This window comes from Streptomyces sp. AM6-12 (genome assembly GCF_044327085.1).
GTDB lineage: Bacteria > Actinomycetota > Actinomycetes > Streptomycetales > Streptomycetaceae > Streptomyces.
This window is the reverse complement of the sequence record NZ_JBIQWN010000001.1, coordinates 2,042,768-2,068,146: the sequence shown is the minus strand read 5'-3', so window position 1 is coordinate 2,068,146 and position 25,379 is coordinate 2,042,768. Positions and strand designations below refer to the sequence as shown.

19 protein-coding genes are annotated in these 25,379 nt (G+C 73.9%); 13 read left to right on the top strand and 6 right to left on the bottom strand.

All coding sequences use genetic code 11. The annotated features are described in order from the left end of the window. Positions 1 to 14: 14 nt before the first annotated feature. The 3 genes from ACE4Q9_RS09120 to ACE4Q9_RS09110 all read left to right on the top strand — a co-directional run bounded on the left by ACE4Q9_RS09120 (position 15) and on the right by ACE4Q9_RS09110 (position 3,161). Positions 15 to 545 carry a GNAT family N-acetyltransferase gene (locus tag ACE4Q9_RS09120; protein WP_397983741.1) on the top strand — a complete coding sequence of 177 codons (531 nt, stop codon included), beginning with the start codon at positions 15 to 17 and terminating at the stop codon, positions 543 to 545. A gap of 82 nt (positions 546 to 627) precedes the next feature. After that, positions 628 to 2,331: a proline--tRNA ligase gene (locus tag ACE4Q9_RS09115; RefSeq protein ID WP_397983740.1), complete on the top strand. Its 1,704-nt coding sequence runs from the start codon at positions 628 to 630 to the stop codon at positions 2,329 to 2,331. Positions 2,332 to 2,420: 89 nt separating this feature from the next. Next, entirely contained in the window at positions 2,421 to 3,161 is a 741-nt protein-coding gene (locus tag ACE4Q9_RS09110) for a class I SAM-dependent methyltransferase (protein ID WP_397983739.1), read from the top strand. Between the two features lie 16 nt (positions 3,162 to 3,177). On the opposite strand, the gene ACE4Q9_RS09105 is transcribed toward ACE4Q9_RS09110, so the two are convergent. Genes ACE4Q9_RS09105 through ACE4Q9_RS09095 form a run of 3 tightly spaced genes read right to left on the bottom strand, consistent with a single transcriptional unit; the run spans position 3,178 to position 5,172 of the window. Beyond that, positions 3,178 to 4,086 (bottom strand): aminoglycoside phosphotransferase family protein, encoded by a 909-nt coding sequence (locus tag ACE4Q9_RS09105; RefSeq protein WP_397983738.1) that lies wholly within the window; start codon positions 4,084 to 4,086, stop codon positions 3,178 to 3,180. A 49-nt stretch (positions 4,087 to 4,135) separates the two neighbouring features. Beyond that, positions 4,136 to 4,657 carry a ferritin-like domain-containing protein gene (locus tag ACE4Q9_RS09100; RefSeq protein WP_397983737.1) on the bottom strand — a complete coding sequence of 174 codons (522 nt, stop codon included), beginning with the start codon at positions 4,655 to 4,657 and terminating at the stop codon, positions 4,136 to 4,138. Beyond that, positions 4,654 to 5,172 carry a hypothetical protein gene (locus tag ACE4Q9_RS09095; protein WP_397983736.1) on the bottom strand — a complete coding sequence of 173 codons (519 nt, stop codon included), beginning with the start codon at positions 5,170 to 5,172 and terminating at the stop codon, positions 4,654 to 4,656. Before ACE4Q9_RS09095 ends, ACE4Q9_RS09100 begins: the two co-directional genes overlap by 4 nt. A 226-nt stretch (positions 5,173 to 5,398) precedes the next feature. Here ACE4Q9_RS09095 and rimP point away from each other — a divergent pair, with 226 nt between their 5' ends. From rimP to ACE4Q9_RS09050, 9 genes are all read left to right on the top strand, one after another. Then, positions 5,399 to 5,905, top strand: a complete 507-nt coding sequence (gene rimP / locus ACE4Q9_RS09090; RefSeq protein WP_397983735.1) for a ribosome maturation factor RimP — start codon at positions 5,399 to 5,401, stop codon at positions 5,903 to 5,905. Positions 5,906 to 5,907: 2 nt separating this feature from the next. After that, positions 5,908 to 6,894 (top strand): transcription termination factor NusA, encoded by a 987-nt coding sequence (gene nusA, locus ACE4Q9_RS09085; protein ID WP_397983734.1) that lies wholly within the window; start codon positions 5,908 to 5,910, stop codon positions 6,892 to 6,894. Positions 6,895 to 7,005: 111 nt separating this feature from the next. Further along, positions 7,006 to 7,302, top strand: a complete 297-nt coding sequence (locus tag ACE4Q9_RS09080) for a YlxR family protein (RefSeq protein WP_397983733.1) — start codon at positions 7,006 to 7,008, stop codon at positions 7,300 to 7,302. A gap of 144 nt (positions 7,303 to 7,446) precedes the next feature. Continuing rightward, entirely contained in the window at positions 7,447 to 10,485 is a 3,039-nt protein-coding gene (gene infB, locus ACE4Q9_RS09075; RefSeq protein ID WP_397983732.1) for a translation initiation factor IF-2, read from the top strand. 633 nt (positions 10,486 to 11,118) lie between these two features. Continuing rightward, positions 11,119 to 11,412, top strand: coding sequence for a DUF503 domain-containing protein (locus tag ACE4Q9_RS09070; protein ID WP_355152423.1), 294 nt, complete (start codon positions 11,119 to 11,121; stop codon positions 11,410 to 11,412). A 66-nt stretch (positions 11,413 to 11,478) separates the two neighbouring features. Further along, positions 11,479 to 11,931, top strand: a complete 453-nt coding sequence (rbfA, locus tag ACE4Q9_RS09065; RefSeq protein WP_397983731.1) for a 30S ribosome-binding factor RbfA — start codon at positions 11,479 to 11,481, stop codon at positions 11,929 to 11,931. Next, complete coding sequence (gene truB / locus ACE4Q9_RS09060; protein WP_397983730.1) at positions 11,928 to 12,833, top strand: tRNA pseudouridine(55) synthase TruB; 906 nt, start codon at positions 11,928 to 11,930, stop codon at positions 12,831 to 12,833. Before rbfA ends, truB begins: the two co-directional genes overlap by 4 nt. Positions 12,834 to 13,191: 358 nt before the next feature. Then, entirely contained in the window at positions 13,192 to 17,076 is a 3,885-nt protein-coding gene (locus ACE4Q9_RS09055; protein WP_397983729.1) for a trypsin-like peptidase domain-containing protein, read from the top strand. A gap of 140 nt (positions 17,077 to 17,216) precedes the next feature. Beyond that, entirely contained in the window at positions 17,217 to 18,164 is a 948-nt protein-coding gene (locus ACE4Q9_RS09050) for a bifunctional riboflavin kinase/FAD synthetase (RefSeq protein ID WP_397983728.1), read from the top strand. Positions 18,165 to 18,249: 85 nt separating this feature from the next. On the opposite strand, the gene ACE4Q9_RS09045 is transcribed toward ACE4Q9_RS09050, so the two are convergent. The 3 genes from ACE4Q9_RS09045 to eccE all read right to left on the bottom strand — a co-directional run bounded on the left by ACE4Q9_RS09045 (position 18,250) and on the right by eccE (position 23,482). After that, positions 18,250 to 21,225 (bottom strand): SCO5717 family growth-regulating ATPase, encoded by a 2,976-nt coding sequence (locus ACE4Q9_RS09045; protein ID WP_397983727.1) that lies wholly within the window; start codon positions 21,223 to 21,225, stop codon positions 18,250 to 18,252. Between the two features lie 311 nt (positions 21,226 to 21,536). Next, positions 21,537 to 22,304, bottom strand: a complete 768-nt coding sequence (locus ACE4Q9_RS09040) for a hypothetical protein (RefSeq protein WP_397987157.1) — start codon at positions 22,302 to 22,304, stop codon at positions 21,537 to 21,539. Between the two features lie 5 nt (positions 22,305 to 22,309). Further along, the gene (gene eccE, locus ACE4Q9_RS09035) at positions 22,310 to 23,482 is read right to left on the bottom strand and encodes a type VII secretion protein EccE (RefSeq protein ID WP_397983726.1); all 1,173 of its coding nucleotides are present in this window, start codon (positions 23,480 to 23,482) and stop codon (positions 22,310 to 22,312) included. 363 nt (positions 23,483 to 23,845) lie between these two features. On the opposite strand from eccE, the gene eccB reads away from it, so the two are divergent. Further along, a complete protein-coding gene (gene eccB, locus ACE4Q9_RS09030; RefSeq protein ID WP_397983725.1) occupies positions 23,846 to 25,375 on the top strand; it encodes a type VII secretion protein EccB in 1,530 nt (509 codons plus the stop codon). Positions 25,376 to 25,379: the final 4 nt, after the last annotated feature.

The following is a 25,379-nucleotide window of genomic DNA, read 5'->3' as shown; positions in this document are numbered from 1 at the left end:
GATACGCTCCCGGCATGGATCTAGCGATCGGCCCCCTGGACCTGGCGGCCCGCGTGGACGAGGCCCTGGCGGTCCAAGCGCTGGCGTTCGGCCTCGGCCCGGACGAAGTCGCCGTACGGCGCCAGATCGTCCAGCGGCACATGCAGTTCCCGGGCGCGCGGGCCCTCGGCGCGAGCGTCGGCGGGCTCCTCGTCGGCTTCGTCTACGGCATGCCGAACTCCCGCACCCACTGGTGGTCCACGGTCGTCGAGCCGTACCTGCGCGCGGCGGGCAACGACTCCTGGCTGGACGACTCCTTCGTGATCACCGAGCTGCACGTCCACCCGGACCACCAGAACCGGGGCATCGGCCGCCGCCTGATCACCCGGATCACCGACTCGGCCGCCGAACCCCGCTCGATCCTCTCCGCGATCGACACCGACAGCCCCGCCCGCGGCCTCTACCACTCCCTGGGCTACGTCGACCTCGCCCGCCGCGTCCACTTCCCGAGCGCCCCGCGCCCGTACGCCGTCATGGGGGCCCCGCTGCCGCTGCGCAGGCGATAGGGCGTTAACCGATTTCCGCCCGCCCGGCAAGCCCGGCTAACCTCCTATGCCATCACCGGTTATCTGTAGGAGTACGAGAACCATGGCCAACGCACAGGTCCAGCGCATGTCCCAGTTGATGGCGAAGACGCTGCGCGACGACCCGGCGGACGCCGAGGTCCTCAGCCACAAGCTCCTCGTCCGCGCCGGGTACGTCCGCCGCACCGCCGCCGGCATCTGGTCCTGGCTGCCCCTGGGCAAGAAGGTCCTCGCCAACGTGGAGCGCGTCGTACGCGAGGAGATGGACGCCATCGGCGCCCAGGAGGTGCTGCTGCCCGCGCTGCTGCCCCGCGAGCCGTACGACGCCACCGGCCGCTGGGACGAGTACGGCCAGGAACTGTTCCGGCTCAAGGACCGCAAGGGCGGCGACTACCTCCTCGGCCCCACCCACGAGGAGATCTTCACCCTGCTGGTCAAGGACCAGTGCACGTCCTACAAGGACCTGCCGGTGATCCTCTACCAGATCCAGTCCAAGTTCCGCGACGAGGCCCGCCCCCGCGCCGGCATCCTGCGCGGCCGTGAGTTCCTGATGAAGGACTCGTACTCCTTCGACACCGCGGACGAGGGCCTCGCCGAGGCGTACGCCCTGCACCGCGAGGCCTACCAGCGGATCTTCGCGCGCCTCGGCCTGGACTACCGCATCGTCGCGGCCACCGCCGGTGCGATGGGCGGCTCCAAGTCGGAGGAGTTCCTGGCCCCCGCCGGGGCCGGCGAGGACACCTTCGCGGACTGCCCGAACTGCGACTTCGCCGCGAACACCGAGGCGGTCCACTACGCGCTCCAGCCCGTCGACGGCTCCGCCGTGCCCGCGCTGGAGGAGATCCCCACGCCCGGCACCCCGACCATCGAGACGCTGGCCGCCTCGCTCGGCGTGCGGGCATCCGACACGCTGAAGAACCTGCTGGTCAAGGTGGACGGCGAGATCGTCGCGGTGGGCGTGCCCGGCGACCGCGAGGTGGACATGGGCAAGGTGGAGGAGCACTTCGCGCCCGCCGCCGTCGAGATGGTCACCGAGGCGGACTTCGCGGACCGCCCCGACCTGGTGCGCGGCTACGTCGGTCCGCAGGGCCTGGGCGAGAAGGTGAAGTACATCGCCGACCCGCGCGTGGCCCCCGGCACCGCCTGGATCACCGGTGCGAACAAGGCGGACACCCACGCGAAGAACGTCGTCGCCGGGCGCGACTTCGAGGTCGACGAGTACGTGGACGTCGTGGTCGTACAGGAGGGCGACCCCTGCCCCGCCTGCGGCACCGGCCTGAAGCTGGACCGCGCGATCGAGATCGGCCACATCTTCCAGCTGGGCCGCAAGTACGCCGACGCCCTCAAGCTCGACGTCCTCGGCCAGAACGGCAAGCCCGTCCGGGTCACCATGGGCTCCTACGGCATCGGCGTCTCCCGCGCCGTCGCCGCGCTCGCCGAGCAGACCGCGGACGAGCAGGGCCTGTGCTGGCCCAAGGAGATCGCCCCGGCCGACGTGCACGTGGTCGCCGCCGGCAAGGCCCTCCAGACCGAGCTGGCCCTCGACGTGGCCGGCAAGCTGGCCGCCGCGGGCGTCCGCGTCCTGGTCGACGACCGCGCGGGCGTCTCTCCGGGCGTCAAGTTCACCGACGCCGAACTGATCGGCGTCCCCCAGATCCTCGTCGCCGGCCGCCGCGCGGCCGAGGGCGTCCTGGAACTGAAGGACCGCAAGACGGGCGAACGCGAGGAAGTCTCGGTCGAGGACGCGCTCGCGCGCCTCACGGCGTAACCCCGGCTCTGTGCCCCCGCGCCCGAAGAGGTGCGGGGGCACCGCCAATTGCGTTGACCGTACCCGGCGGGCGGTGCTGGAGTCGGCGCGTGGACAGCATCCCCGCCAACCGGCGGTTCTGGAATCGGTTCAGCAGCGCCTACCAGCGCGCGCACGACCCGCAGATCGGCGCCGCCCCCCGGCTGTGGGGCACGTACGCCATCCCCGACGCGCACCTGGGCGCCCTGGGCGACGTCACCGGCAAGCGCGTCCTCGAACTCGGCTGCGGCGCCGGCCAGTGGTCCAGGGCGCTCGCCGCCGAGGGGGCCCGCGTGGTCGGGCTCGACCTGTCCGAGGCCCAGCTCGCCGCGGCGGCCCGCGCGAGGGGAGCGGCCCGCTACCCACTGGTGCAGGGCGCCGCCGAACACCTCCCGTTCGCCGCCGACACCTTCGACCTGGTGTTCTGTGACTACGGCGGGCTCAGCTGGGCGCCTCCGCACCTGGCCGTCCCGCAGGCCGCACGTGTCCTGCGCCGCGGCGGCCGTCTGGTGTTCAACGTCGCCAGCCCCTGGCTCGAAGCCTGCTACGACGAAGCCGCCGACCGCGTGACCACGACGCTGCACCAGGACTACTTCGGGCTGCAGGCCATCGCCGAGGACGACGGCGCGACCAGCTACCAGCTCACCTACGGCGACTGGATCAGGGTCCTGCGCGGCGCCGGCCTCGTCATCGACGACCTCATCGAACCGCGGCCCGAACCCGCGACGCCCAACGGCTACAACCAGACCGACCCGCCCGACTGGGGACACCGCTGGCCGGCGGAAATGATCTGGGTGACCCGCAAACCGTGAACACCGCCACCGCCGCCTAAAGCCACCCGGCGAACTCCAGCAGCAACTCCCCGTCCCGCGGCCTGCCGACCCGCACCGCACGCACCCCGGACTCCACCGCCCGGAACAGCGTCCACCCCCGCAGCCGTTCCTGGTCCACCTCCAGGGACTCCGCGAGGCGCTTGATCCGGCGCCGGGTGATGGACGCGCCGGCGGGTGAGGCGATCAGGTCCTCCACCCGGTCCCGGACCAGCCGCGCCAGGTCGAACGCGTGCTCCCCGACCACCGGGTCCGGGCCCACCGCCAGCCACGGCAGCCGGTCCCCGGCGAGCACCTTGCTCTGCCGGAACGTTCCGTGCAGCAGCCGCTCCTCCGGTGGCGCCGCGAGCAACTCCTCCCGTGCTGCCAGCGCCGCGTCCACCAGGGGCGCCGCCTCCGGCTCCCGCTCCGCGCCCGCCCGCATCGCCACCGCCTGCCGCCCGGTGCGCTCGGCGACGGTCTCGAACGCGTGGTCCGCAGGCGGCTCCACCCACAGCCGCCGCAGCGCGCCCGCCGCCTCCAGCAGCGCCTTCGCCTCCGGCAGCGACCGCACCGAGACATCGGGGTGCAGCCGTTCCAGCAGCAGCGCCCCCTCCGCGCTGTCCTGCGCGTCCGACTCCAGCAGCTGTACGGCACCCCGCCCGGCCCAGTGCGCCAGCGCCGCCCGCTCGCTCTCCGGCCGGGCCCTGGGCGGGGCCAGCTTCAGCACCGCCGGGCCGCCGTCCGCCCGCCGCACCAGCACCACCAGGCTGCTGCGGCCCCCCGGCACCTGCACCCGCTCGACGGTCAACTCCCGCCGCGAAACGGCCCGTTCGGCCAGCTCGGGCAGCCCGGCCAGCCAGTCGTCCCCGGCCGGGGCGCTCTCCCCGAGCGCCCGCACCAGGCGCCGCGGCGGTTCGAAAGCCATGCGCGAGCCGTTCCCTTCCTCAGTCCTGTAAGCCTCGGCCCTGCAAGCCTCAGCGGGCCGGCGACACGGACCCCGACGGCCCCGCGCCCACGGCCCCCGTACCGGTCCCCGTGTCCGTACCGGTCCCCGTCCCCTCGCCCGCCCGCTCGGCGAGCCCAGGGAAGGCTACGCTCCGTCCGCTCCAGGCCACCGCCCGCACCGCCGCCTCCCGCAGCGCCTCCGCCGCCGAGGCACGCCGCGCGCCGGACGCCGAGCGCACCAGGTCGGCGTAGACCCCGGCCACCCGCTCCTCGAGCCGCGCGGCGAGCCGTACCGCGTCGGCCGCGTCGCGCACCGCGAACGGCAGGGCGTAGGCCGCGCTCGCCGCCACCGGCCGGCCGCCCAGGTCCCGCACCTCGCGGGTCAGGGCGTCCCGCCGGGCCCGGTGGGCGTCGTACGCCGCCTTCGCCTCGCCCCGGCGCCCGTCGTCCACCCGGCCGCCGACGACGCCGTACCCGTACACCGCCGCGTGCTCCGCCGCCAACGCGGCCTGGAGGGCGGTCAGTTCGGCCTTCTCGCCGTCGTCGCTCACTTCGCCGCCCCCGTCGTCAGCAGGTACGCGTGCGCGGCACCGGCCGCCGCCGTCGAGGCCAGCAGCCGGGCCGGCTCGCCCGGCACGTCCAGCAGCGCCCTGGCCCGCCGGTCGGCGAGCGCCCGCTCGGCGGCGGCCAGCGAGGCGAGGGCGTCCTTCCCTCTCGCCGGCACGGGAGCGGGCGAGGGGGTGGGGGAGGCGGAGCCCGAGGGGGTCGCCGTGGGGGTCGAACCCTCCGTGAACGCGGCGACATGGGCCGCGACCTCCGCGCGCAGCGGGCGCAACCGCTCCGCGAGGTCCGGGAACGCGGTGAGCACGGCGTCGTAGCGGGCCAGCAGCGCGGTGCTGTCCGCGGCGGCCGCCGCACGGGCCCGCGCGGTGGCCGAGGCGTCGTCGCCGGAATCCGCGCCGGACGTGCAGCCCGCGAGCAGGGCGGTACCGGCGGCCGAGGCCAGCAGGGTTCTTCTGCGGACGCGCGGCCCCGAGGGGAAACGCGGTGGCGAGGGGTACGGCACGGCAGACGTCCTCGGGGAACTCGTACGACAAGAAGTGCGGCGAGCGAGCGCGCGTGATCACCGTACCCGCGCATGTGTCCGATACCAGTCACCGGCACCGCCCGGCCTCACCCGTCCCGCGCGGGGTTGTCCACAGGTGGACGGCAACACTCCCCGCGACCGGATACCCTTTGACCAGACACGCGACCCATCCCACAACAGCACACGCGGCCGAGGAGTCACCCGGATGAGCACCACCCAGAGCGAGAGGCTGCGAGAGCTGCTGGAACCGCTCGTCACCTCCCAGGGGCTGGATCTCGAAGAGATCGCGATCGACTCCGTCGGACGCAAGCGGGTGCTGCGCGTGGTCGTCGACTCGGACTCCGGGGCGGACCTGGACGCGATCGCCGATGTGAGCCGTGCGCTCTCGGCGAAGCTGGACGAGACCGACGCGATGGGTGACACCGCGTACGACCTGGAGGTCGGGACCCCCGGCGCGGAGCGCTCCCTCACCGAACACCGGCACTTCGTGCGCGCCGTGGACCGGCTCGTGAAGTTCCAGCTCACCGAGGGCGGCGAACTGGTCGCGCGCATCCTCGCCGTGGACGAGGAGGGCCTCGACGCCGAGGTCCCCGGCGTCAAGGGCCGCAAGGCCACCACCCGCCGGATCGCCTTCCCGGAGATCGCCAAGGCGCGCGTGCAGGTCGAGTTCAACCGCAAGGACAAGAAGGACAAGGAAGAGGAGGAGGCGTAGCCGTGGACATCGACATGAGCGCCCTGCGGGGCTTGGTCAGGGAGAAGGAGATCTCCTTCGACCTGCTGGTCGAAGCGATCGAGTCGGCCCTCCTCATCGCCTACCACCGCACCGAGGGAAGCCGCCGGCACGCGCGCGTGGAGCTCGACCGGGGGACCGGTCATGTGACCGTGTGGGCGAAGGAGGACCCCGAGGACCTGGCGGAGGGGCAGGAGCCGCGGGAGTTCGACGACACCCCCTCGGGCTTCGGCCGCATCGCCGCCACCACCGCCAAGCAGGTGATCCTTCAGCGCCTGCGCGACGCCGAGGACGACGCGACGCTCGGCGAGTACGCGGGGCGTGAGGGCGACATCGTCACCGGCGTGGTCCAGCAGGGCCGCGACCCGAAGAACGTGCTGGTGGACATCGGCAAGCTGGAGGCCATCCTGCCGGTGCAGGAGCAGGTGCCCGGCGAGACCTACCCGCACGGCCAGCGCCTGCGGTCGTACGTGGTCCGGGTCGCCAAGGGCGTGCGCGGACCCTCCGTGACGCTCTCGCGCACCCACCCGAACCTGGTGAAGAAGCTGTTCGCCCTGGAGGTGCCGGAGATCGCCGACGGTTCGGTGGAGATCGCCGCCATCGCCCGCGAGGCCGGCCACCGCACCAAGATCGCCGTCCGCTCCACCCGCTCGGGTCTGAACGCCAAGGGCGCCTGCATCGGCCCCATGGGCGGCCGGGTCCGCAATGTGATGGGCGAGCTGAACGGCGAGAAGATCGACATCGTCGACTGGTCGGACGACCCGGCGGAGATGGTGGCGAACGCCCTGTCACCCGCTCGGGTGAGCAAGGTGGAGGTCGTGGACCTCGCCTCCCGCTCCGCGCGGGTGACCGTGCCGGACTACCAGCTCTCGCTGGCGATCGGCAAGGAGGGGCAGAACGCCCGCCTCGCCGCCCGGCTCACCGGCTGGCGCATCGACATCCGGCCCGACACCGAGCAGCCCGCGGAGTAGGCGCGCCGCCACCAGGGAATGATCCAGGCCGCGGATGGCTTGGAATGGGACAACAGCCGTTCGATCTTTCCCCCACAGGGGTGAGGTCGGTGCGGGGAGGTAGACTTAGCCGTGTCTGGCCGGACGCATGCCGGAGCATGCCCTGAACGCACCTGTGTGGGGTGCCGGGAGCGGGCGGCCAAGAACGATCTCCTGCGGATCGTGCGGAGAGAGGGCGAATGCGTCCCCGATCCGCGCGGTACGCTGCCCGGCCGGGGTGCTTATGTGCACCCCGCCCTGGTCTGTGTCGACCAGGCGGTACGCCGCCGGGCGTTGCCGAGGGCACTGCGCGCCCCGGCCGCGCTCGACACAAAGGCGTTGCGCCGATACGTCGAGCAGGCGACAGTTGCCGAGCAGGCAACGCCGTAAGACATGCCGCACGGAACCCCGTGCGGCTTGGTACCTCGCGAGTCGAAAGCAGGTCGAGATTGCGATGAGCACTCGATGAGTACGCGATGAGTACGCCCATGAACTAGCGACGGTCCGGCTTCACCCGGACCTCAAAGGAGCGAAGTGGCTAAGGTCCGGGTCTACGAACTCGCCAAGGAGTTCGGTGTCGAGAGCAAGGTCGTCATGGCCAAGCTCCAGGAACTCGGTGAATTCGTCCGTTCGGCGTCTTCGACCATCGAAGCGCCGGTTGTACGCAAGCTGACCGACGCCTTCCAGGGTGGTGGCAGCGGCAAGTCCGCCAAGCCCGCCCCGCGCAAGGCTTCCCCCAAGCCCGCCGCGCCCTCTCCGGCGCAGGCGGCACGTCCGGCTGCCCCGAGGCCGCCGGCGCCCAAGCCCCCGACGCCCGCCGCGCAGCAGCCGGCGGCCCCGGCGGCTCCCGCGGCCTCCGCGCCGGCTCCGGGTCCGCGTCCGGTTCCGGGCCCCAAGCCCGCGCCGCGTCCGGCTCCGGCCGCCCCGGAGTTCACCGCTCCGCCGGCCGCCCCCGCCGCCCAGACCCCGCAGGCCCCGGCCGCGCAGGGTCCGCGTCCCGGCGGCGCCCGTCCCGGCGCCCCCAAGCCCGGTGGCCGTCCGGCCTCCGGCCAGGGTCAGGCCCGTCCGGGTCAGGGCGCGCCCCGTCCCGGTGGTCAGGCCCCGCGTCCGGGTGCCCGTCCCTCCGGCCCGCGCCCGGGTAACAACCCCTTCACCTCCGGCGGCTCCACCGGCATGGCGCGCCCGCAGGCGCCCCGTCCGCAGGGTGGCCCGCGTCCCGGCGGCGCCCCCGGCGCCGGTCCCCGTCCGCAGGCGCCCGGCGCCCAGGGCGGCGGTCCGCGTCCGCAGGCTCCCGGCGGTCCCCGTCCGACTCCGGGCTCGATGCCCCGTCCGCAGGGCGGCGCCCCGCGTCCGGGCGGTCCGCGTCCGAACCCCGGCATGATGCCGCAGCGTCCCGCTGCCGGCCCGCGTCCCGGCCCCGGTGGCCGCGGTCCGGCCGGTGCCGGTCGTCCCGGCGGCGGTGGCGGCGGCGGTCGTCCCGGCTTCGCCGGTCGTCCCGGCGGCGGTGGCGGCGGTGCCCGTCCGGGTGGCGGCGGCGGTTTCGCCGGTCGTCCCGGTGGCGGTGGCGGCGGCTTCGGCGGCGGCCCCGGTGGCGGCGGTCGTCCCGGCTTCGGTGGCCGTCCCGGTGGTCCCGGCGGCCGTGGTGGCACGCAGGGCGCCTTCGGCCGTCCCGGTGGTCCCGCGCGTCGTGGCCGCAAGTCGAAGCGGCAGCGTCGCCAGGAGTACGAGGCCATGCAGGCCCCGAGCGTCGGCGGCGTGATGCTGCCGCGCGGCAACGGCGAGACCATCCGTCTCTCCCGCGGCGCGTCGCTCACCGACTTCGCGGAGAAGATCAACGCCAACCCGGCGTCCCTCGTCGCGGTCATGATGAACCTCGGCGAGATGGTCACGGCCACGCAGTCCGTCTCCGACGAGACGCTGCAGCTCCTGGCCGACGAGATGAACTACAACGTCCAGATCGTCAGCCCCGAGGAGGAGGACCGCGAGCTGCTCGAGTCCTTCGACCTGGAGTTCGGCGAGGACGAGGGCACCGAGGAGGACCTGGTCGTCCGTCCGCCGGTCGTGACCGTCATGGGTCACGTCGACCACGGTAAGACCCGGCTGCTCGACGCCATCCGCAAGACGAACGTCATCGCGGGCGAGGCCGGCGGCATCACCCAGCACATCGGTGCCTACCAGGTCGCGACCCAGGTCAACGGCGAGGACCGCGCGATCACCTTCATCGACACCCCGGGTCACGAGGCGTTCACCGCCATGCGTGCCCGCGGTGCGAAGTCGACGGACATCGCGATCCTGGTCGTCGCGGCCAACGACGGCGTCATGCCGCAGACGGTCGAGGCGCTCAACCACGCCAAGGCGGCCGACGTGCCGATCGTGGTCGCGGTCAACAAGATCGACGTCGAGGGCGCGGACCCGACCAAGGTGCGCGGTCAGCTGACCGAGTACGGCCTGGTGGCCGAGGAGTACGGCGGCGACACGATGTTCGTCGACATCTCCGCCAAGCAGGGTCTGCACATCGACTCGCTGCTGGAGGCCGTGATCCTCACGGCCGACGCCTCGCTCGACCTGCGGGCCAACCCGCACCAGGACGCGCAGGGCATCTCGATCGAGTCCCGCCTGGACCGCGGCCGCGGTGCGGTCGCCACGGTCCTGGTGCAGCGAGGCACGCTGCGGGTCGGCGACACCATGGTGGTCGGCGACGCGTACGGCCGTGTCCGCGCGATGCTGGACGACAGCGGCAACAACGTGTCCGAGGCGGGCCCGTCGACGCCGGTCCAGGTCCTGGGCCTGACCAACGTCCCGGGTGCCGGCGACAACTTCATCGTGGTGGACGAGGACCGTACGGCCCGTCAGATCGCGGAGAAGCGCGCCGCCCGCGAGCGCAACGCGGCCTTCGCGAAGCGCACGCGCCGTGTCTCCCTCGAGGACCTGGACAAGGTGCTCAAGGCCGGCGAGGTCCAGCAGCTGAACCTGATCATCAAGGGTGACGCTTCCGGTTCGGTCGAGGCCCTCGAGTCCTCGCTGCTCCAGCTGGACGTCGGCGAAGAGGTCGACATCCGCGTCCTGCACCGCGGTGTCGGTGCGGTCACGGAGTCCGACATCGACCTGGCGATGGGCTCCGACGCCATCGTCATCGGCTTCAACGTCCGTGCGGCCGGCCGTGCCGCGCAGATGGCGGAGCGCGAGGGCGTCGACGTCCGGTACTACTCGGTCATCTACCAGGCGATCGAGGAGATCGAGGCGGCCCTCAAGGGCATGCTCAAGCCGGAGTACGAAGAGGTCGAGCTGGGTACGGCGGAGATCCGCGAGGTCTTCCGCTCGTCCAAGCTGGGCAACCTCGCCGGTGTGCTCGTCAGGTCCGGCGAGGTCCGCCGCAACACCAAGGCGCGCCTGCTGCGCGACGGCAAGGTGGTCGCGGAGAACCTCACCATCGAGGGCCTGCGTCGCTTCAAGGACGACGTCACCGAGATCCGCGAAGGCTTCGAGGGCGGTATCAACCTCGGGAACTTCAACGACATCAAGGTCGACGACATCATCGCGACGTACGAGATGCGGGAGAAGCCGCGGGCGTGACGGAGTGACGGTGCGCGCTGGCCGACGGGGGTTCCCGTCGGCCGGCGGTGCCGTTTCCTTCCGCCCCTCCTTCGCCCACCCACCCGACTCGGTCGGCTGGACAGGGGCCGGACGGCTCGGAGCGGTGCTCCGGGGTGTCCGGCTTGTGGTCTGTCGATGGGGCGAGGCGGTACATCTGCGGCCCGCGACAGCCCTCGAGCCGCTGGCCCGCTGGGGGCTTGCGGCCGTTGGCCGGTGGTGGGCCGGGACTGTGGTCCGCGGCCGGCCGAGCGGTCTTCGGGCACGTGGCCGGTGGGTTCGGCTCTGAGCCTGGTCCGCTGGGCCGGGGCCTCAGATGTCGAGCGGGTCCGCGTGGCACGGTCGGGCAGCGGTTCCGGGTCCTGGTTCGGTCGTCCTCGGCCGACGGTCTGTCGCTCGGGACGGCGCGCGCTGTGGGGCTTCGATGCTCGGGCTCCGCTCCATCCCTGGCCTGCGGCCATCCGCTCGTTTCCCGGCCTCGCAGCCGACCGAGTCGGGGTGGGCGGCGGAAACCCTGTCGAGGCACCGGCCCGCACGCGGTACCGTTTCTTGATGTCCCCCGGCCACCCGGCAGGGGCCATCGATCCCGTACCGGCGGGTGAACCGGCAACATACATGTACGTGGGGACCCTGTCCTTCGACCTCCTCCTCGGCGACGTCCACTCGCTGAAGGAGAAGCGTTCCGTCGTCCGCCCGATCGTCGCCGAACTCCAGCGGAAGTACGCCGTGAGCGCGGCCGAGGTGGACCACATGGACCTCCACCGACGGGCGATCATCGGCCTCGCCGTGGTCTCCGGAGACGCGGCGCACCTCACGGACGTACTGGACCGGTGCGAACGGTTGGTCGCCGCCCGCCCCGAGGTGGAGCTGCTGTCCGTGCGCCGCCGCTTCCACGGCGACGACGACTGACCCGGACCGCGGACGAAGACCGCGGATCAAAGACCAAGGAATCAGGAAAGAACGGGAGCTGGACCAGTGGCCGACAACGCGCGGGCGAAAAGGCTGGCGGACCTCATCCGAGAGGTGGTTGCCCAGAAGCTGCAGCGCGGGATCAAGGACCCGCGGCTCGGCTCGCACGTCACCATCACGGACACCCGCGTGACGGGTGACCTGCGGGAGGCGACCGTCTTCTACACGGTGTACGGGGACGAAGAGGAGCGGAAGGCCGCCGCTGCGGGCCTGGAGAGCGCCAAGGGCATCCTGCGCTCCGAGGTCGGCCGCGCGGCCGGGGTGAAGTTCACCCCGACCCTCACCTTCGTCGCGGACGCCCTGCCGGACACCGCCCGGACCATCGAGGACCTCCTCGACAAGGCCCGGCAGTCCGACGCCAAGGTGCGGGAGACCTCCGCGGGCGCCGCCTACGCCGGCGGCGCGGACCCCTACCGCAAGCCCGCCGACGACGAGACGGACGGCGACGCCGCGGAATGACGCAGAAGCACACCACGCCCGACGGCCTTGTCATCGTCGACAAGCCGTCGGGCTTCACTTCGCACGACGTGGTCGCCAAGATGCGCGGGATCGCCAGGACCCGCCGCGTCGGCCACGCCGGCACCCTCGACCCGATGGCCACCGGCGTGCTGGTCCTCGGCGTCGAGCGCGCCACCAAGCTCCTCGGCCACCTCGCGCTGACCGAGAAGGAGTACCTGGGCACCGTACGGCTCGGCCAGGACACCCTCACCGATGACGCGGAGGGCGAGATCATCTCGTCCACCGACGCCTCCAGGGTGACCCGCGAGGCCATCGACGCCGGCATCGCCAAGCTGTCCGGCGACATCATGCAGGTGCCGTCCAAGGTCAGCGCCATCAAGATCGACGGCGTACGGTCGTACAAGCGGGCCCGCGAGGGCGAGGACTTCGAGATCCCGGCTCGCCCGGTGACCGTCTCGTCCTTCACGGTGTACGACGTCAGGGACGCCGTCGCCGAGGACGGCACCCCCGTCCTCGACCTGGTCGTCTCCGTCGTCTGCTCCTCCGGCACCTACATCCGCGCGCTCGCCCGCGACCTGGGCGCCGGCCTGGGCGTCGGCGGACACCTCACCGCGCTGCGCCGCACGCGCGTCGGGCCGTACAAGCTCGACTCGGCGAGGACGCTGGACCAGCTCCAGCAGGAGCTGACCGTGATGCCGATCGCCGAGGCCGCCGGGGCCGCCTTCCCGCGCTGGGAGGTAGACGCCAGGCGCGCCAGACTGCTGCTGAACGGGGTCCGCCTGGAGATGCCCGACGAGTACGCGGACGCCGGACCCGTCGCCGTGTTCGGCCCCGAGGGCCGCTTCCTGGCACTCGTCGAACTGCACAAGGGCAAGGCCAAGAGCCTGGCCGTGTTCGCCTGAGCGGTGGCCTTCGCCTGAGCGGTGGTCTTCGCTTGAGCGGTGGCCTTCGTCCGCGCGAGGGCCTTTGCCGTGGAGCGGCGGCCGGCACGGGGGTACGCCCCTGCCGCCGCTCCACGGTCCCCCCACTTCCCCCACCCCTAGGGTTATCCAGCCGCCCCCGCCGATTCACCCGTCCGGGCAGGCGCTCGGAGTGAACCGGGGGAGCGGAAGGGGGCGCGTTCCCCGAGCGGCCGCCTCGCCGATCTTCATCCGCCTACCGTCGCCACAGGCACGGGCAAGGCGGGAAGGCAGGACGATGACGGCAGGAGACCCGCGAACCGGCAGCGCCCGCGGGGCCACGGCGCACGGCACGGGTGACATGACGGACGCGACGGGACCGTTCGCCGCCCACACGGAGGCCGTCCGCACGGAGGCCGCCCATGCGGAGACCGGCCACGTGGAGACCGTCCGCACCGAGGCCGCCCGCACCGAGGCCGCCCGCGCGGACAGCGCCGGCTCGGGCGGAGCGCGCGGCGCGCGAGTGATCAGCACGTCCCACCCGCACCCGGTAGGCGCCCTGGTGGGCATCCGCCGTACGGACCCCGCCCCCTTCGCGGACGCCCGCACCGCCGACCCGCTGGTTCACATCCAGGACCCCGCCGGCCGCACCCGCGGCACCGGCTTCCTCGCCGACCACCACGGCACCCTCCTCACCAGCCACGAAGCCGTCGACGGCCTCGACCGGCTGGTGCTGCGCGCCGGGGACCGCACCCGCGTGGTCGGCGCCGAGGACGTGACCGGGCTGCCCGGCCGGAACCTGGCCCTGGTGCGCACCGAGGGCCTGGACGTGCCGCCGCTGCCGCTGAGCGGCCGGGCGAGCGTCGCGGCCGGCACCTACGTACGGCTCGCCGCCGGGATCTGGCGCGAGGCGCGGGTGCTGGCCGCCGCCGAGGTGTCGTACGGCCGTCATCTGATCGGCGACGCGCTGGAGCTGGCCATCGGGACGGCGGGCCGGGACGCGCTGCGCCCCGGCGGCGGGGCGGCCGGCGGCCCTGTGGTGGACGCGCGTACGGGCGCGGTCCTCGGCGTCCTCGGCACCGTCCTGCACGCCCCCCACCGCGACGCCGGCTTCGCGGTGCCGCCGCGCGCCGCCGACGGCCCCCTCGCCGAGTTGCTCGCCCGCAACGCGGCCACCGTGCCCGCGTACGGCGCCGACCTCAACCTCGCCGGCGTCCTGGAACTGACCGCCACCTCGGTGGGCCAGGACGGCCCGCCCAGGGCCCTGGTGCAGCCGGTCGAACGCCCCGCGGTGGCAGAGGAGTTGGCCGTCTTCGCGGACGAGGGCGAGCGGTGCGTGCTCGGTCTGGTCGGCGCACCGGGCACCGGTCGTACGACGGAACTCGCGGCGCTGGCCGCTCGCCGCGCCCGCGCCGCCGCGCCGACGCTGTGGCTGCGCGGCGCCGATCTGGAGGAGCGCGACGGCTCGCTGGCCGACGCCGCCCACCGCGCCCTGCGCCGGGCCGCCCGCATCATCGCCGCCGCCCGCCGCCTCGACCCCGACCTCGGCGACCTCACTCCCGAACACCTCACCGCCCGCGCGGGCCGGCCCCTCCTGCTCCTCCTCGACGGCCCCGAGGAGATGCCCCCGGCCCTGGCCCGGCGCCTTTCCGAATGGACCGAGGGCACCCTCGGCTGGCTACGGCGGACCGGCGCCCGTCTGGTGGTGGCCTGCCGGGAGGAGTACTGGGAGCAGGCCGGGTTTGCCTCAACTCCAGCACGGGCGGTCGTACTTGGTGACCTGGATGCGCGGGAGGCCGAGCAGGCGCGGGTGCGGTACGGGCTTCCCGAGGGCCTGCTCGCCGCGCGGGACGCCCGGCACCCGCTCACCCTGCGGCTGCTGTCGGAGGTGTGGGCCGTACTGCGGACGGCGCCGTTCGCCGGTCCCGTCGACCGGCACGAGGTGTTCGCGGCCCATCTCGACCTGGTGTGCCTGCGCATCGCGGTGCGGCTCGCCGCCGAGCGGGGGCTGCGCGGCACGGCCGTACGACGGCTCGCCGCGCGGGTCGCCGGACAGGTGCACGAGGCCGCCCGGCTCAGCCTCGGGGCGGCGCAGGGGGAACTGGACCGGGCGTCCTTCGAGGCGGTGTTCCCGTGGGGGCAGGCCCCCGAGCGGCTCGGCGGCGGCACCGGCTGGGCCCCGGCCGTGCTCGCCGAGGGCCTGCTCGTGCCGGCCGGGCGGGGCTACCGCTTCGCCCACGAGGAACTGGCCGACTGGCTCCAGGGCCTGCACCTCGACCTGGACGAAGCCGTGCAGACCCTGGTGCACCGCGCCCGTGACTCCGGAGCGGAGCTGGTGGATGTGGATGCGGACGCGGACGCGGCGCCGGTGCCGCGCCATCGCGCCGGGCCCGTCGTCCAGGCCCTGCTGCACCTCGGCCGCCGCCAGGGCTCCCGCCAACTCGCTTTCCAGCTGCGCGAGTTGGTGGACGCGTTGGATCTGGACACCGAGTCCTGGTGGGCCGCCCGACTGCTCGCCGGGGCCCTGGGACAGGTGCCGGACGCGACGCCGTACACCGAGGTGCTGCGGCTGCTCGCCGAGCGTGTGGTGGCCTGGCGGCGCGAACTGCGGCCGGTGCCAGTGGAGTTCGGGCCCGCCTTCTGGACCGGCCTGCCCCTTTCCATGGCGGGGCGCCTGGACCTGCTGCGCCGGCTGGTCCTCGCCGACCCGGCGCCGGGCGCGTCGAGGGTGCGTGCGCGGCCGTCCGGTGGGGGCGGGTCGGCCTCGGGTGCGGGCGCGGGAGCGCCGGGTGCGGGTGCGCTGACTGCGGGTACGGCGGGCGCGGGTGTGCCGGCTGCGGGTGCGGCGCGTGCGGGCGGTGGGCCGGTCGCGGGGGCGCCGGGGGAGCGGTACCTCGACGCCGTCGCCCGGTTGCTGGCGGCCGCGCCCGATGCCGTACAGCCGTGTCTGACCCGGTGGTTCGAGGACGAGCGGCCGTTGCCCGCCGCCCCGCACGCCACCGTGGCGACCGCCGCGCAGGCCCTGCTGCACACCCATCGGCACGGCGCGCTGGACTCTCTTACGGAGGCGCTGGCCGAGAGCGGGCACCGGCACGCGGAGGAGCTGCTCACCGTGCTCGCCGAGGAGGAGCCGTCGGCGCTGTGCCGGGCCGTGTACCGCTGGGCGCGGGACGAGCGGTCCGCCCGGCACCCGGCCGCGGTGACGCTCGCGCTGCGCGCCGCCCCGCATGTGCGCGGGGCCGGGGACCGCGAGCTGCTGTGCCGGGCCGCGCGCGCCGTGCTGGCCCGCCCCGCCGACCACGCCCTGCACGGCGGCGCCCACGCCGTCCTGGCCGGCGACCCGCGGTTCCGCGACCGGCATCTGGCCGACGCGCTGCGCCACTTCGCCGACGGCGATCCGCTCGTCCCCGCGACCGCCCTGCTCCTCGCCCTCCCCACCCACCCGGAATCCGTCCTGGACGCCTTCCGCACCCGGCTGCGCGGCCCGCACCGGGAGGCGGCCGACTGCCTGCGCCGTCTGCTCGCCGATGTCACCACCCCGGCCCTCGCCCGCGCCGCCGCGAGCCTGCTGCGGGAGGCGGCACGCCCGCACCCGGAGACCGCCGGTCGGATCGCCACCGCCGTCGAGCACCGGCTGGAACCCGACCCCGCCGCCCGCCCTGTGCTGTTCCCGCTGGTCACCGGCCTGCTCAGGGAAGGCTCCGAACCGCTGCGGGCCGCCCTCGCCACCGTCCTCGCCGCCCCCGGCACCCGCGTCCCCGGCTCGCCGCGCGCCGAACTCCTGGACTTCCTGCTCGCCCGCGAGAAGGAGCCGTCGGTGCTGGTCGCCGTGGTGCACGCGGCGGTCTCGGAAACCGGTCCGGCGGTCTCGGAAACCGGTCCGGCGGTCTCGGAAGCCGGTTTGGCGGTCTCGGAAACCGGGTCGGCCGTCCCGGAAACCGGTCCGGCGGCCTCGGGCGCCGTTCAGGAGGTCTTGGAAGCCGGTCGGGGAGCGGTGGAATCGGGATCCCGTTCCGTGGAAGAGGTCCGCGCCCTCGTCCACCGCACCGGGCTGCTCCTGGGCCGCACCCCCGAGGGCGCCACCCGCTTCGACCGCGCCCTGGCCGACCTCGGCCGGCACGTCCCCGGCTTCGCCGCCCGGATGACCCGCTGGCTCGCCGACGCCCCGGACGAGTGGGCCGCCGTGGTGGGCCCCAGCACCCGCCGCACCCTGGAAATCCTCGGGGGCGCGCGGGTACCGGCCTGATACCGCCCCCGAGCTGCCCCGGCGACGTGCGCCGGGTCACAGCGCCCCCGCCGATGCGGGCCCCGGCCACCCGGCATGGCACCCTTAGACCTGCACAATCGTCAAGGTAGACACGGACACGGGTTCGAGGAGCGGTCACAGTGCAGCGCTGGCGTGGCTTGGAGGACATCCCCGAGGACTGGGGGCGCAGCGTCGTCACCATCGGTTCCTACGACGGTGTCCACCGCGGCCACCAGCTGATCATCAAGCACGCCGTCGACCGCGCCCGCGAGCTGGGCGTCCGGGCCGTCGTCGTCACCTTCGACCCGCACCCCAGCGAGGTCGTGCGCCCCGGCAGCCACCCGCCGCTGCTCGCCCCGCATCACCGCCGCTGCGAGCTGATGGCCGAACTGGGCGTCGACGCGGTGCTGATCCTCCCCTTCACCAGCGAGTTCTCCAGGCTGTCGCCCGCCGACTTCGTGGTCAAGGTCCTGGTGGACAAGCTGCACGCCAAGGCGGTCGTGGAGGGCCCGAACTTCCGCTTCGGCCACAAGGCGGCCGGCAACGTCGAGTTCCTCGCCGAACAGGGCAAGGTCTACGACTTCGAGGTCGAGGTCATCGACCTGTACGTGTCCGGCGCGGCGGGCGGCGGGCGGCCGTTCTCCTCGACCCTGACCCGGCGGCTGGTCGCCGAGGGCGACGTCGAGGGCGCCCGCGAGATCCTGGGCCGCCCGCACCGGGTGGAGGGCGTCGTGGTGCGCGGCGCCCAGCGCGGCCGTGAGCTGGGCTTCCCCACGGCCAACGTCGAGACCCTGCCGCACACCGCGACCCCCGCCGACGGCGTGTACGCCGGTTATCTGCACGCCCAAGGCGAGATCATGCCGGCCGCCATCTCGGTGGGCACGAACCCGCAGTTCGACGGCACCGAGCGCACGGTGGAGGCGTACGCCATCGACCGCGTCGGCCTCGACCTGTACGGCCTGCACGTCGCCGTCGACTTCGTCGCCTACGTCCGCGGCCAGGCGAAGTTCGACTCGCTGGAGGCGCTGCTCGAACAGATGGCGGCGGACGTGAAGCGGTGCCGGGAGATCGTGGCGGCGGAGGGGTAGCGGCGGCGGAGTTTGTTACGACGACGAAGGGCGGCCGGTGCGTGGAGCACCGGCCGCCCTTCGTCATGCCGCTACGGCCGCCGGGTCACGGCTGCTGCGGGGGCTGACCCTGGGGGTAGGGCTGGCCGGGGTACGGCTGGCCCGGCTGCGGGGGGTAGGGCTGCGGCACCGGCTGGCCCGGCTGCTGTTGCTGCTGTTGCTGCTGAGGCGGGTAGGGCTGCTGGGGCTGCGGCGCCTGGGGCGGGTAGGGCTGGCCGGGGTACTGCTGTCCCGGTCCCTGTGGATAGGGCTGGGGGTAGGGCTGGCCCTGGGCCGGCGTCTGCTGCTGGCCCGGCATCGGCGGGGCGGCCATCGGCGGCGGGTTGCCGTCGCTGGTCCACAGCCCGTGCGCCTGCTGGTGCCGTACGAAGTCCTCGGCGATCATCGCGGCGAGGTTGAAGTACGCCTCGCGGGTGCGCGGCCGCATCATGTCGAGGTCCACCTCGGCACCGGCGGCCAGATGCTCGTCGAAGGGCACGACCACGACCCCGCGGGTGCGGGTCTCGAAGTGCGACACGATGTCCTCGACCTTGATCATCTTGCCGGTCTCGCGGACCCCGGAGATCACGGTCAGCGAGCGGGACACCAGGTCGGAGTACCCGTGCGCGGCCAGCCAGTCCAGCGTCGTACTGGCGCTGGACGCACCGTCCACGGACGGCGTCGAGATGATGATCAGCTGGTCGGCGAGGTCGAGCACCCCGCGCATGGCGCTGTACAGCAGACCGGTGCCGGAGTCGGTGAGGATGATCGGGTACTGGCGGCCGAGCACGTCGATCGCGCGCCGGTAGTCCTCGTCGTTGAACGTGGTCGAGACGGCCGGGTCCACGTCGTTGGCGATGATCTCCAGACCGGAGGGCGCCTGCGAGGTGAACCGGCGGATGTCCATGTACGAGTTCAGGTACGGGATCGCCTGGACCAGGTCGCGGATGGTGGCCCCGGTCTCCCGGCGCACCCGCCGGCCGAGCGTGCCGGCGTCCGGGTTGGCGTCGATGGCGAGGATCTTGTCCTGCCGCTCGGTGGCGAGGGTGGAGCCAAGCGCGGTGGTCGTGGTGGTCTTGCCCACGCCACCCTTGAGGCTGATGACCGCGATCCGGTAGCAGGACAGCACCGGCGTGCGGATCAGCTCCAACTTGCGCTGCCGCTCGGCCTCCTCCTTCTTGCCGCCGAGCTTGAACCGGGACCCGCCCGCCGTGGGCCGCCCACTGCGCGCCTTCTGCCGGCGGTTGTTGAGCAGCCGGTCCGCGGACAGCTCCACCGCCGCGGTGTAACCCAGCGGCGCGGCACCGGGGTTGGTGGGCTGCCGCTGGTCGTGCTGGACCGCCTGCGGCCAGGCGGCCCCGGCGCGTGGGTCGACGGGGGGCTGCGGGGCCTCGGGCTGGGGCTGCGGCGGGAAGCCGTAACCGCCCTGCTGGGCGGGCGCGTTGGGCGCCGGGGGCTGGGGCGCCGGTCCCGGCGGGAAGGCGTAGCCGCCAGCTTGGTTCGGCTGCGGCACGCCCTGGGGGCCCGGCTGGGCGGGCGCCATGGGCATGCCGGGGTGGTTCGGCTGCGGGGGCTGCGGGGGCTGTCCGTGCTGGTTGGGCTGCGGGGGCTGCCCCTGCTGGTTCGGCTGGTTCCAGGCGGCGGGCGCGGGCTGGGGCGCCTGCGGCTGGAACGGCGGCTGCGGCCCCTGCGCCGGACCGGGCTGCTGGGGCGCGGGTGGCTGCGGTCCCGCCTGCGGCGGCAGGGGCTGCTGCGCGGGCCACTGGTTCGCCGGGGCCGGGGCGGCGGGCTGGTACGACGGCGGCAGCGGGGGCACACCGTTCTGCGGCGCGGGCGGCGGCGTCCAGGCGGCCGGGAAGTCCTGCGGCACCGGGGGAGCGGGCTGCCCGGCGGCGTCCTGAGGGGCGACGTTCTGGGGTACGTGGTTCTGCGGGGCGGCGTCCTGCGGTGCCGCGTCCTGGGGCGCGGGGTTCTGCGGGGCGGCGTCCCGGACGTTCTCGGCGGCGCCCTCCCGCGCGGTCGCTTCCCGGCCGGAGCCATCCGGTGCGGGGCCGGAGTCAGCCGGCGCGGAGTCCGCGTCCACGGCGTTCGCCACGCCGTCGCCCGTCACCGCGCCGTCGGCGGCCGTGCCCCCGTTCCCGTCCGTGCTCTCCGGGTTCTCCGGCGAGGCACCGCCCTCACCCTGCCCGGCGGCCTCACCGTCCCCCGCGTCCCGCTCGCCACCGGCACCGGACGCGACGCCGGAAGCACCGTCCCCGGCACTCGCGGTCTCCGCCTCGGCCTCCACCTCGGGCTCGGACTCGCTCCGTTCCTCCGTGCCGGACTCGGCGGCAGCCTTCTGGAGCGCGGCGGCGCGTTCGGCGATCTCGGCCATCTCGCGCTTCAGAGCGACGGCGGAGAACCGCATGGTCGCCCCGCTCTCCAGGTCCCCGTTGCCCGTCTCGGGCTCGACGGGCGAGTCCTCGGGCTGGACAGGCCGGCCCTGCGGCTGCTGGAGCTCGAACCCGTCGGGCAGGCTGGGCACCGGAACGGAATCGCCGAACGACCGCGCGGGCCCCACCGGAGCCTGCGGCGGCACGGGTGGCGGCATCGGCGGAGCGAACGGCGCCCCGTGCGCCGCCGTACCGACGGACGGCGCACCGACCGGCGGGGCGCCAACGGGCGGGGTTCCGACCGGCGGGGCGCCAACGGCCGGGGTTCCGACCGGCGGTGGCACCACCCCGGCATCCGCGCCCCCCGCACTCCCCGACGAGGGAAACGGCGGAAACCCGGACGCGCCGGAGGAAACGGAGGCAGCCGCAGCTCCCGAGGCCCCCGCCCCGTCGGTGCCGCCCTGCTCGGCGTACCCGCCCGCGCCGGTCACGCCCCCCGCGCCCCCGATCGAACTGCCGGCGGCGCCCGTGCCGGACGCGTTCTGCGTGTACCAGGCCGGGGGAGCGTAGTCGATGGTGAACTCGCCGGTGGTCTCGACGGCCTCCGCGTCGGGCTGGTCATCGCCGGGTGTGGCCCAGCCCCCGCGCGTCCCGTCCCGATCGCTGCTCACAGTTCCTCCTGGTGTGGTCGAGCACCCTCATGCCGTGGCGGGGCGACCATGTCGTGTCGTTCGAGTCGTCCGTAGTCGTCAGGGGCAGCCCGGTCCACGGGTCCTGCCGTCACGCCCGCTCCCAGCCTAATCACCACGAGCCGCCCCCTGGCAGGGCCGCCCGCTTCTCGGCTCGCGCACACGAGGCCGGAAGGCAGGGCGAAGCCCCCGGCCCGCTCCCCGAGTTGTGGCACGAAACCGGGAGCAACCGGAAGGGAACCGGCGAACGGGAAGGGTAGGGAAAACGAGCAAACCGAACAGGCAAGGGCAATTCAGTCCATGCGTCGCGGTGTGCCCAGCAACCCGGTCTCGGCGTCGGTCGGTTGGGTCAGCACATATTGCCGGTCCCGGTCGGTACACCACAGGGTGACACCGTCCGGCAGCGCGGGCAGCGACTCCACCTCGGTGCGCGTCAGCCCCATGGTGCGGCCGAGTTCGGCGGCCTCGTCCGGCGAGACCCGCTGGATACCGGCGAGCCTGGCCTGGCGCAGCAGCCGGGGCGCGACCGGGCTGAGATACGGCAGCAGGGTCAGCACCGACTGCCAGGGCCCCGACGCCACCCGGCCGCGCGGGGGCCGCATGCCGCAGTCCCGCACCACCACGACCGGCGTACCGGCCGAGGCACCCTGCGGGGGGACGCGCCCGACGTCGTACACCGACAGCCCGTTCTGCCCGCCGCCCATGGCGTGCACCATCTGCATCCAGGCCTGCGGCCGGCCGGTCTCCACGGCCACCCGCGCCCCGGTGGCCGCCGCGCGCAGCGCCAGTACCTGCGCCGTCCACAGGCCGCCGATCAGCACCACGTCGTACGGCGTCGGCCGGTTGATGCCCAGCACGGCGGGCTGGCCCTCGGCGTCCACACCGGCCACCACACCGTCGTCGCCGATGGGCAGCGCGAGAGCGTCGAGCAGCTGGGCGGACAGCGCGTGCCGGCCGTGCCGGGGGCCGAGCAGCCCGAGCCCGTGCCGCAGCCGCTCGCCGAGGCCGCGCGGTCCGGTGCCGTCCGCCGCCTGAAGCGGGCCGGGGGAAGCCGTGGGAATCGTCGTCACCGCGCACCTCCGAGGGGCAAAGTGGCCAGCATGCCGGGCAGTTGCTCGCGGTCGAGGCGGGCCAGACCGGCACCGGCCTCGCGGGCCGCCGCCTCCAACGCCCGCCGCGCCGCGACGAGTTCGTCATCGCTGCGGCCGGTCACCCGCAGGTGCCCGCACAGCGACACCTCCTGCCGGTCGCCGGGCGCGAGGGTGAGGCTGAAGGTGGTGGCCAGCGCCGGCACCGCCGTGACCTTCGCGACCAGCTGCGGCAGGGACTCGCCGCGCCCGCCGCCCAGCGGGGGCCAGCGCCGCACCCAGTAGGTGGTGTGCCGCCGGTTGTCGCAGCGCCAGCTGCGCGCGGACTCCTCCGTGCGCCGCTCCCGCGTCTCGCCGCGCCCCGCCTCCGCGGTGACCAGCGGATTGGCGCAGGCCGAGGTGGCGAGCGCGGCGATCAGCTCCTCCTCGTCGAGCACCCGGGCCCTAAAGCCCGCCCCGGTCAGCCGGCTCGCCAGATGGTCCGCGGCGCGCACGACGCACTTCTGCGCCCCGAGCAGCCCACCCCCGCGCGCGGCCACCGCCTCCGCGCACGCCTCCGGGTCCAGCTTCAGCGCGATCCAGGTGATCCGTACGGCCGGGGCGCCGGTCTGCTCCTGCAACGGCAGGTAGTTGGCGACGGCCACCGACTGCTGCGGCAGGTGCAGCGCGGGCGCGGGCTGCGTGTGCAGCACGACCTGTGCCGACTCCAGCCGTATCCCGTCCACCTCCAGCGCGTCCCGCACCAGCCCCAACGGCAATGGCTGCCGGCTCCGCTCCGCCCGCAACGCGGTCGCGTCGGCCTCCACCTGGAGCACCGCGGTGACGAAGGTGCCGTCACCGACGATGCCGACGGGGCGGCGGTCGCGCCCGCCGTACGCGTACGTGCGCAGGCTCGGCTCGCATTCGAGCGCGGGCACCAGCGATGGTTCGGTGCCCGGCGGTATCGGGGTGCTCGCGGCCCGGTGCTTGCGGGCCTTCAACTCCCGCGCGGTGATCAGCCATTCGGGCAGCGACCGGCCGCGCCGCCGGACGAACGCGAGGGCGACCAGCAGTACGGCGACGATCGCGGCGGGCACCAGGGCGAACGGGCCGATGACCCACCCGACGACAAGCAGGGCCAACGCGAGTTCCGGCAGGACGAGCCGTTGCATGCGGAATGAACCGGACAGCGTCGGGCGGGCGCCCGGACCCGCCGGATCCGGGAGTCGCCGTTGCCCGGGCGGCACTTGCCGAGCTGCCGCCGGCCGCTCACCGGCCGTCGAGGGGCCGGTTCCCCGTTCTTGCCGGCGCGTACGAGACCGCGTCCCGGAAGCCCTCAACTCATCCCCCCATTTTCCTTACAACTCCCTGCCGTGCGGCCCCTGAGCGGTGCCCTCGAGGGCCCCGGTACCCTACCCGCTCCACGGAACCGCCCAGCCACCAGGCATAGTAGGGGCTCGGTCCGACAACGGCGTGCCGGAGACGGTGGTCTTCGACCGGTATCCGGACGGCCACACGGGGAGAATCAGGGGCAGATGGCATCTCGGCGGGATCAACTCAACGCCTACACCTTTGCGAAGCAGCGCATGCTCGCGGCGTTCGTCCAGCCCTCCTCCGACGGCTCTGAGGAAGCGGCCCCCAAGCCGCTGCGGGCGATCCTGCCCGGCACCATCGTCGGAGTGGTCGTCATGGCCGTGTTCGGCGCCTGGGGGATGTTCCGTCCGACCGCACCGCAGGGCTGGGACACTCCGGGCGAAAAGGTGATCATCGCCAGCAAGTCGACCACCCGGTACGTCGTCCTCAAGACCGACGGCAAGACCCAGCTGCACCCCGTGCTCAACATGGCGTCGGCGAAGCTTCTCCTCGCCGACGGCAAGGGCGACGTGGTCACCGTCGACGAGTCGATCCTCGACAACGGCAAGATCCCGCACGGCGTCACCATCGGCATCCCGTACGCCCCCGACCGCCTGCCCTCCAGCCAGGAGGCCGGCGCGCCCAAGCGCTGGGCCGTCTGCGAGCGCCCGAGCGCGGGCGGCAGGGCCATCCAGAAGGCGGCGTTCGTGCTCGCCGCCCGCGACAGGAAGAAGACCGAGGGAGCCCGCGAGAAGCTCGCCGGCGGGGACATCATGTACGTCGCCGCCCCGGACGGGCAGCGCTACATCGTGGACGCCCACGGCACGGCGTACGCGGTCGACAAGGACGACGAGCTGCTGCTGCGCACCCTCGTCGGCGCCGGCCGGCAGCCCGAGCGTGTCTCGCGGGACTGGCTCGACACCCTGCACTCCGGCGACCCGATCACCTTTCCCCGGATCGAGGGAACCGCGGGCGCGCCCGCCGGCGTCCCAGGCAGCCTGCCGGACGCCGCGAACAAGGTCGGCATGGTGCTGCGCGCCCCCAACGGCGACCGCCAGCAGTTGTACGTCGTCGAACAGGGCAAGGTCCTGCCCGTCTCGGACTTCACCGCGAGGCTGCTCCTCAACAGCAAGGCCCTCGTCGGTCTCGGCCAGGCGAGCAAGGCGCTCGACGTCAGCGCGGGCGCCTTCGTACCGGGTTCGACCGCGTTCGCGGCCGACCGCAAGTGGCCGAGTCTGGCCCCGAAGGTCGTCAACGACGCGGGCACCGCGAGCGGCAGCCGCGACACCGTCTGCAACGTCCTCGACCACGTCGCCCCCGGCAACGGCGACACGACCCTCAGCACCTGGGCCGGCAGCGACTTCCCCGCCGAACTGCCCACCGGATCGTCGAGCGCCTACGTGACCCCCGGCTCCGGCCAGCTCTACCGCCAGTTCCAGGGCACGGACACCAAGGTCGGCGGTGTCTTCCTCGTCACCGACACGGGCCTGCGCTACGCCATGCAGTCGAACGCCGACACCGACTCCAAGGGCATCGAGTACGGCATGACGGACAAGCAGCGCAAGGAACTCCAGCAAGAGGCCCAACTGGCCCAGACCCGGCTCGGGTACGCCGGTCTCGAACCCGCCCCGATCCCGGCACCGTGGTCGGTGTTCCTGCCCACCGGCCCGCGCCTGTCGACCACCGCGGCGAGCCAGCCGCAGGGTTCGTAGGAGG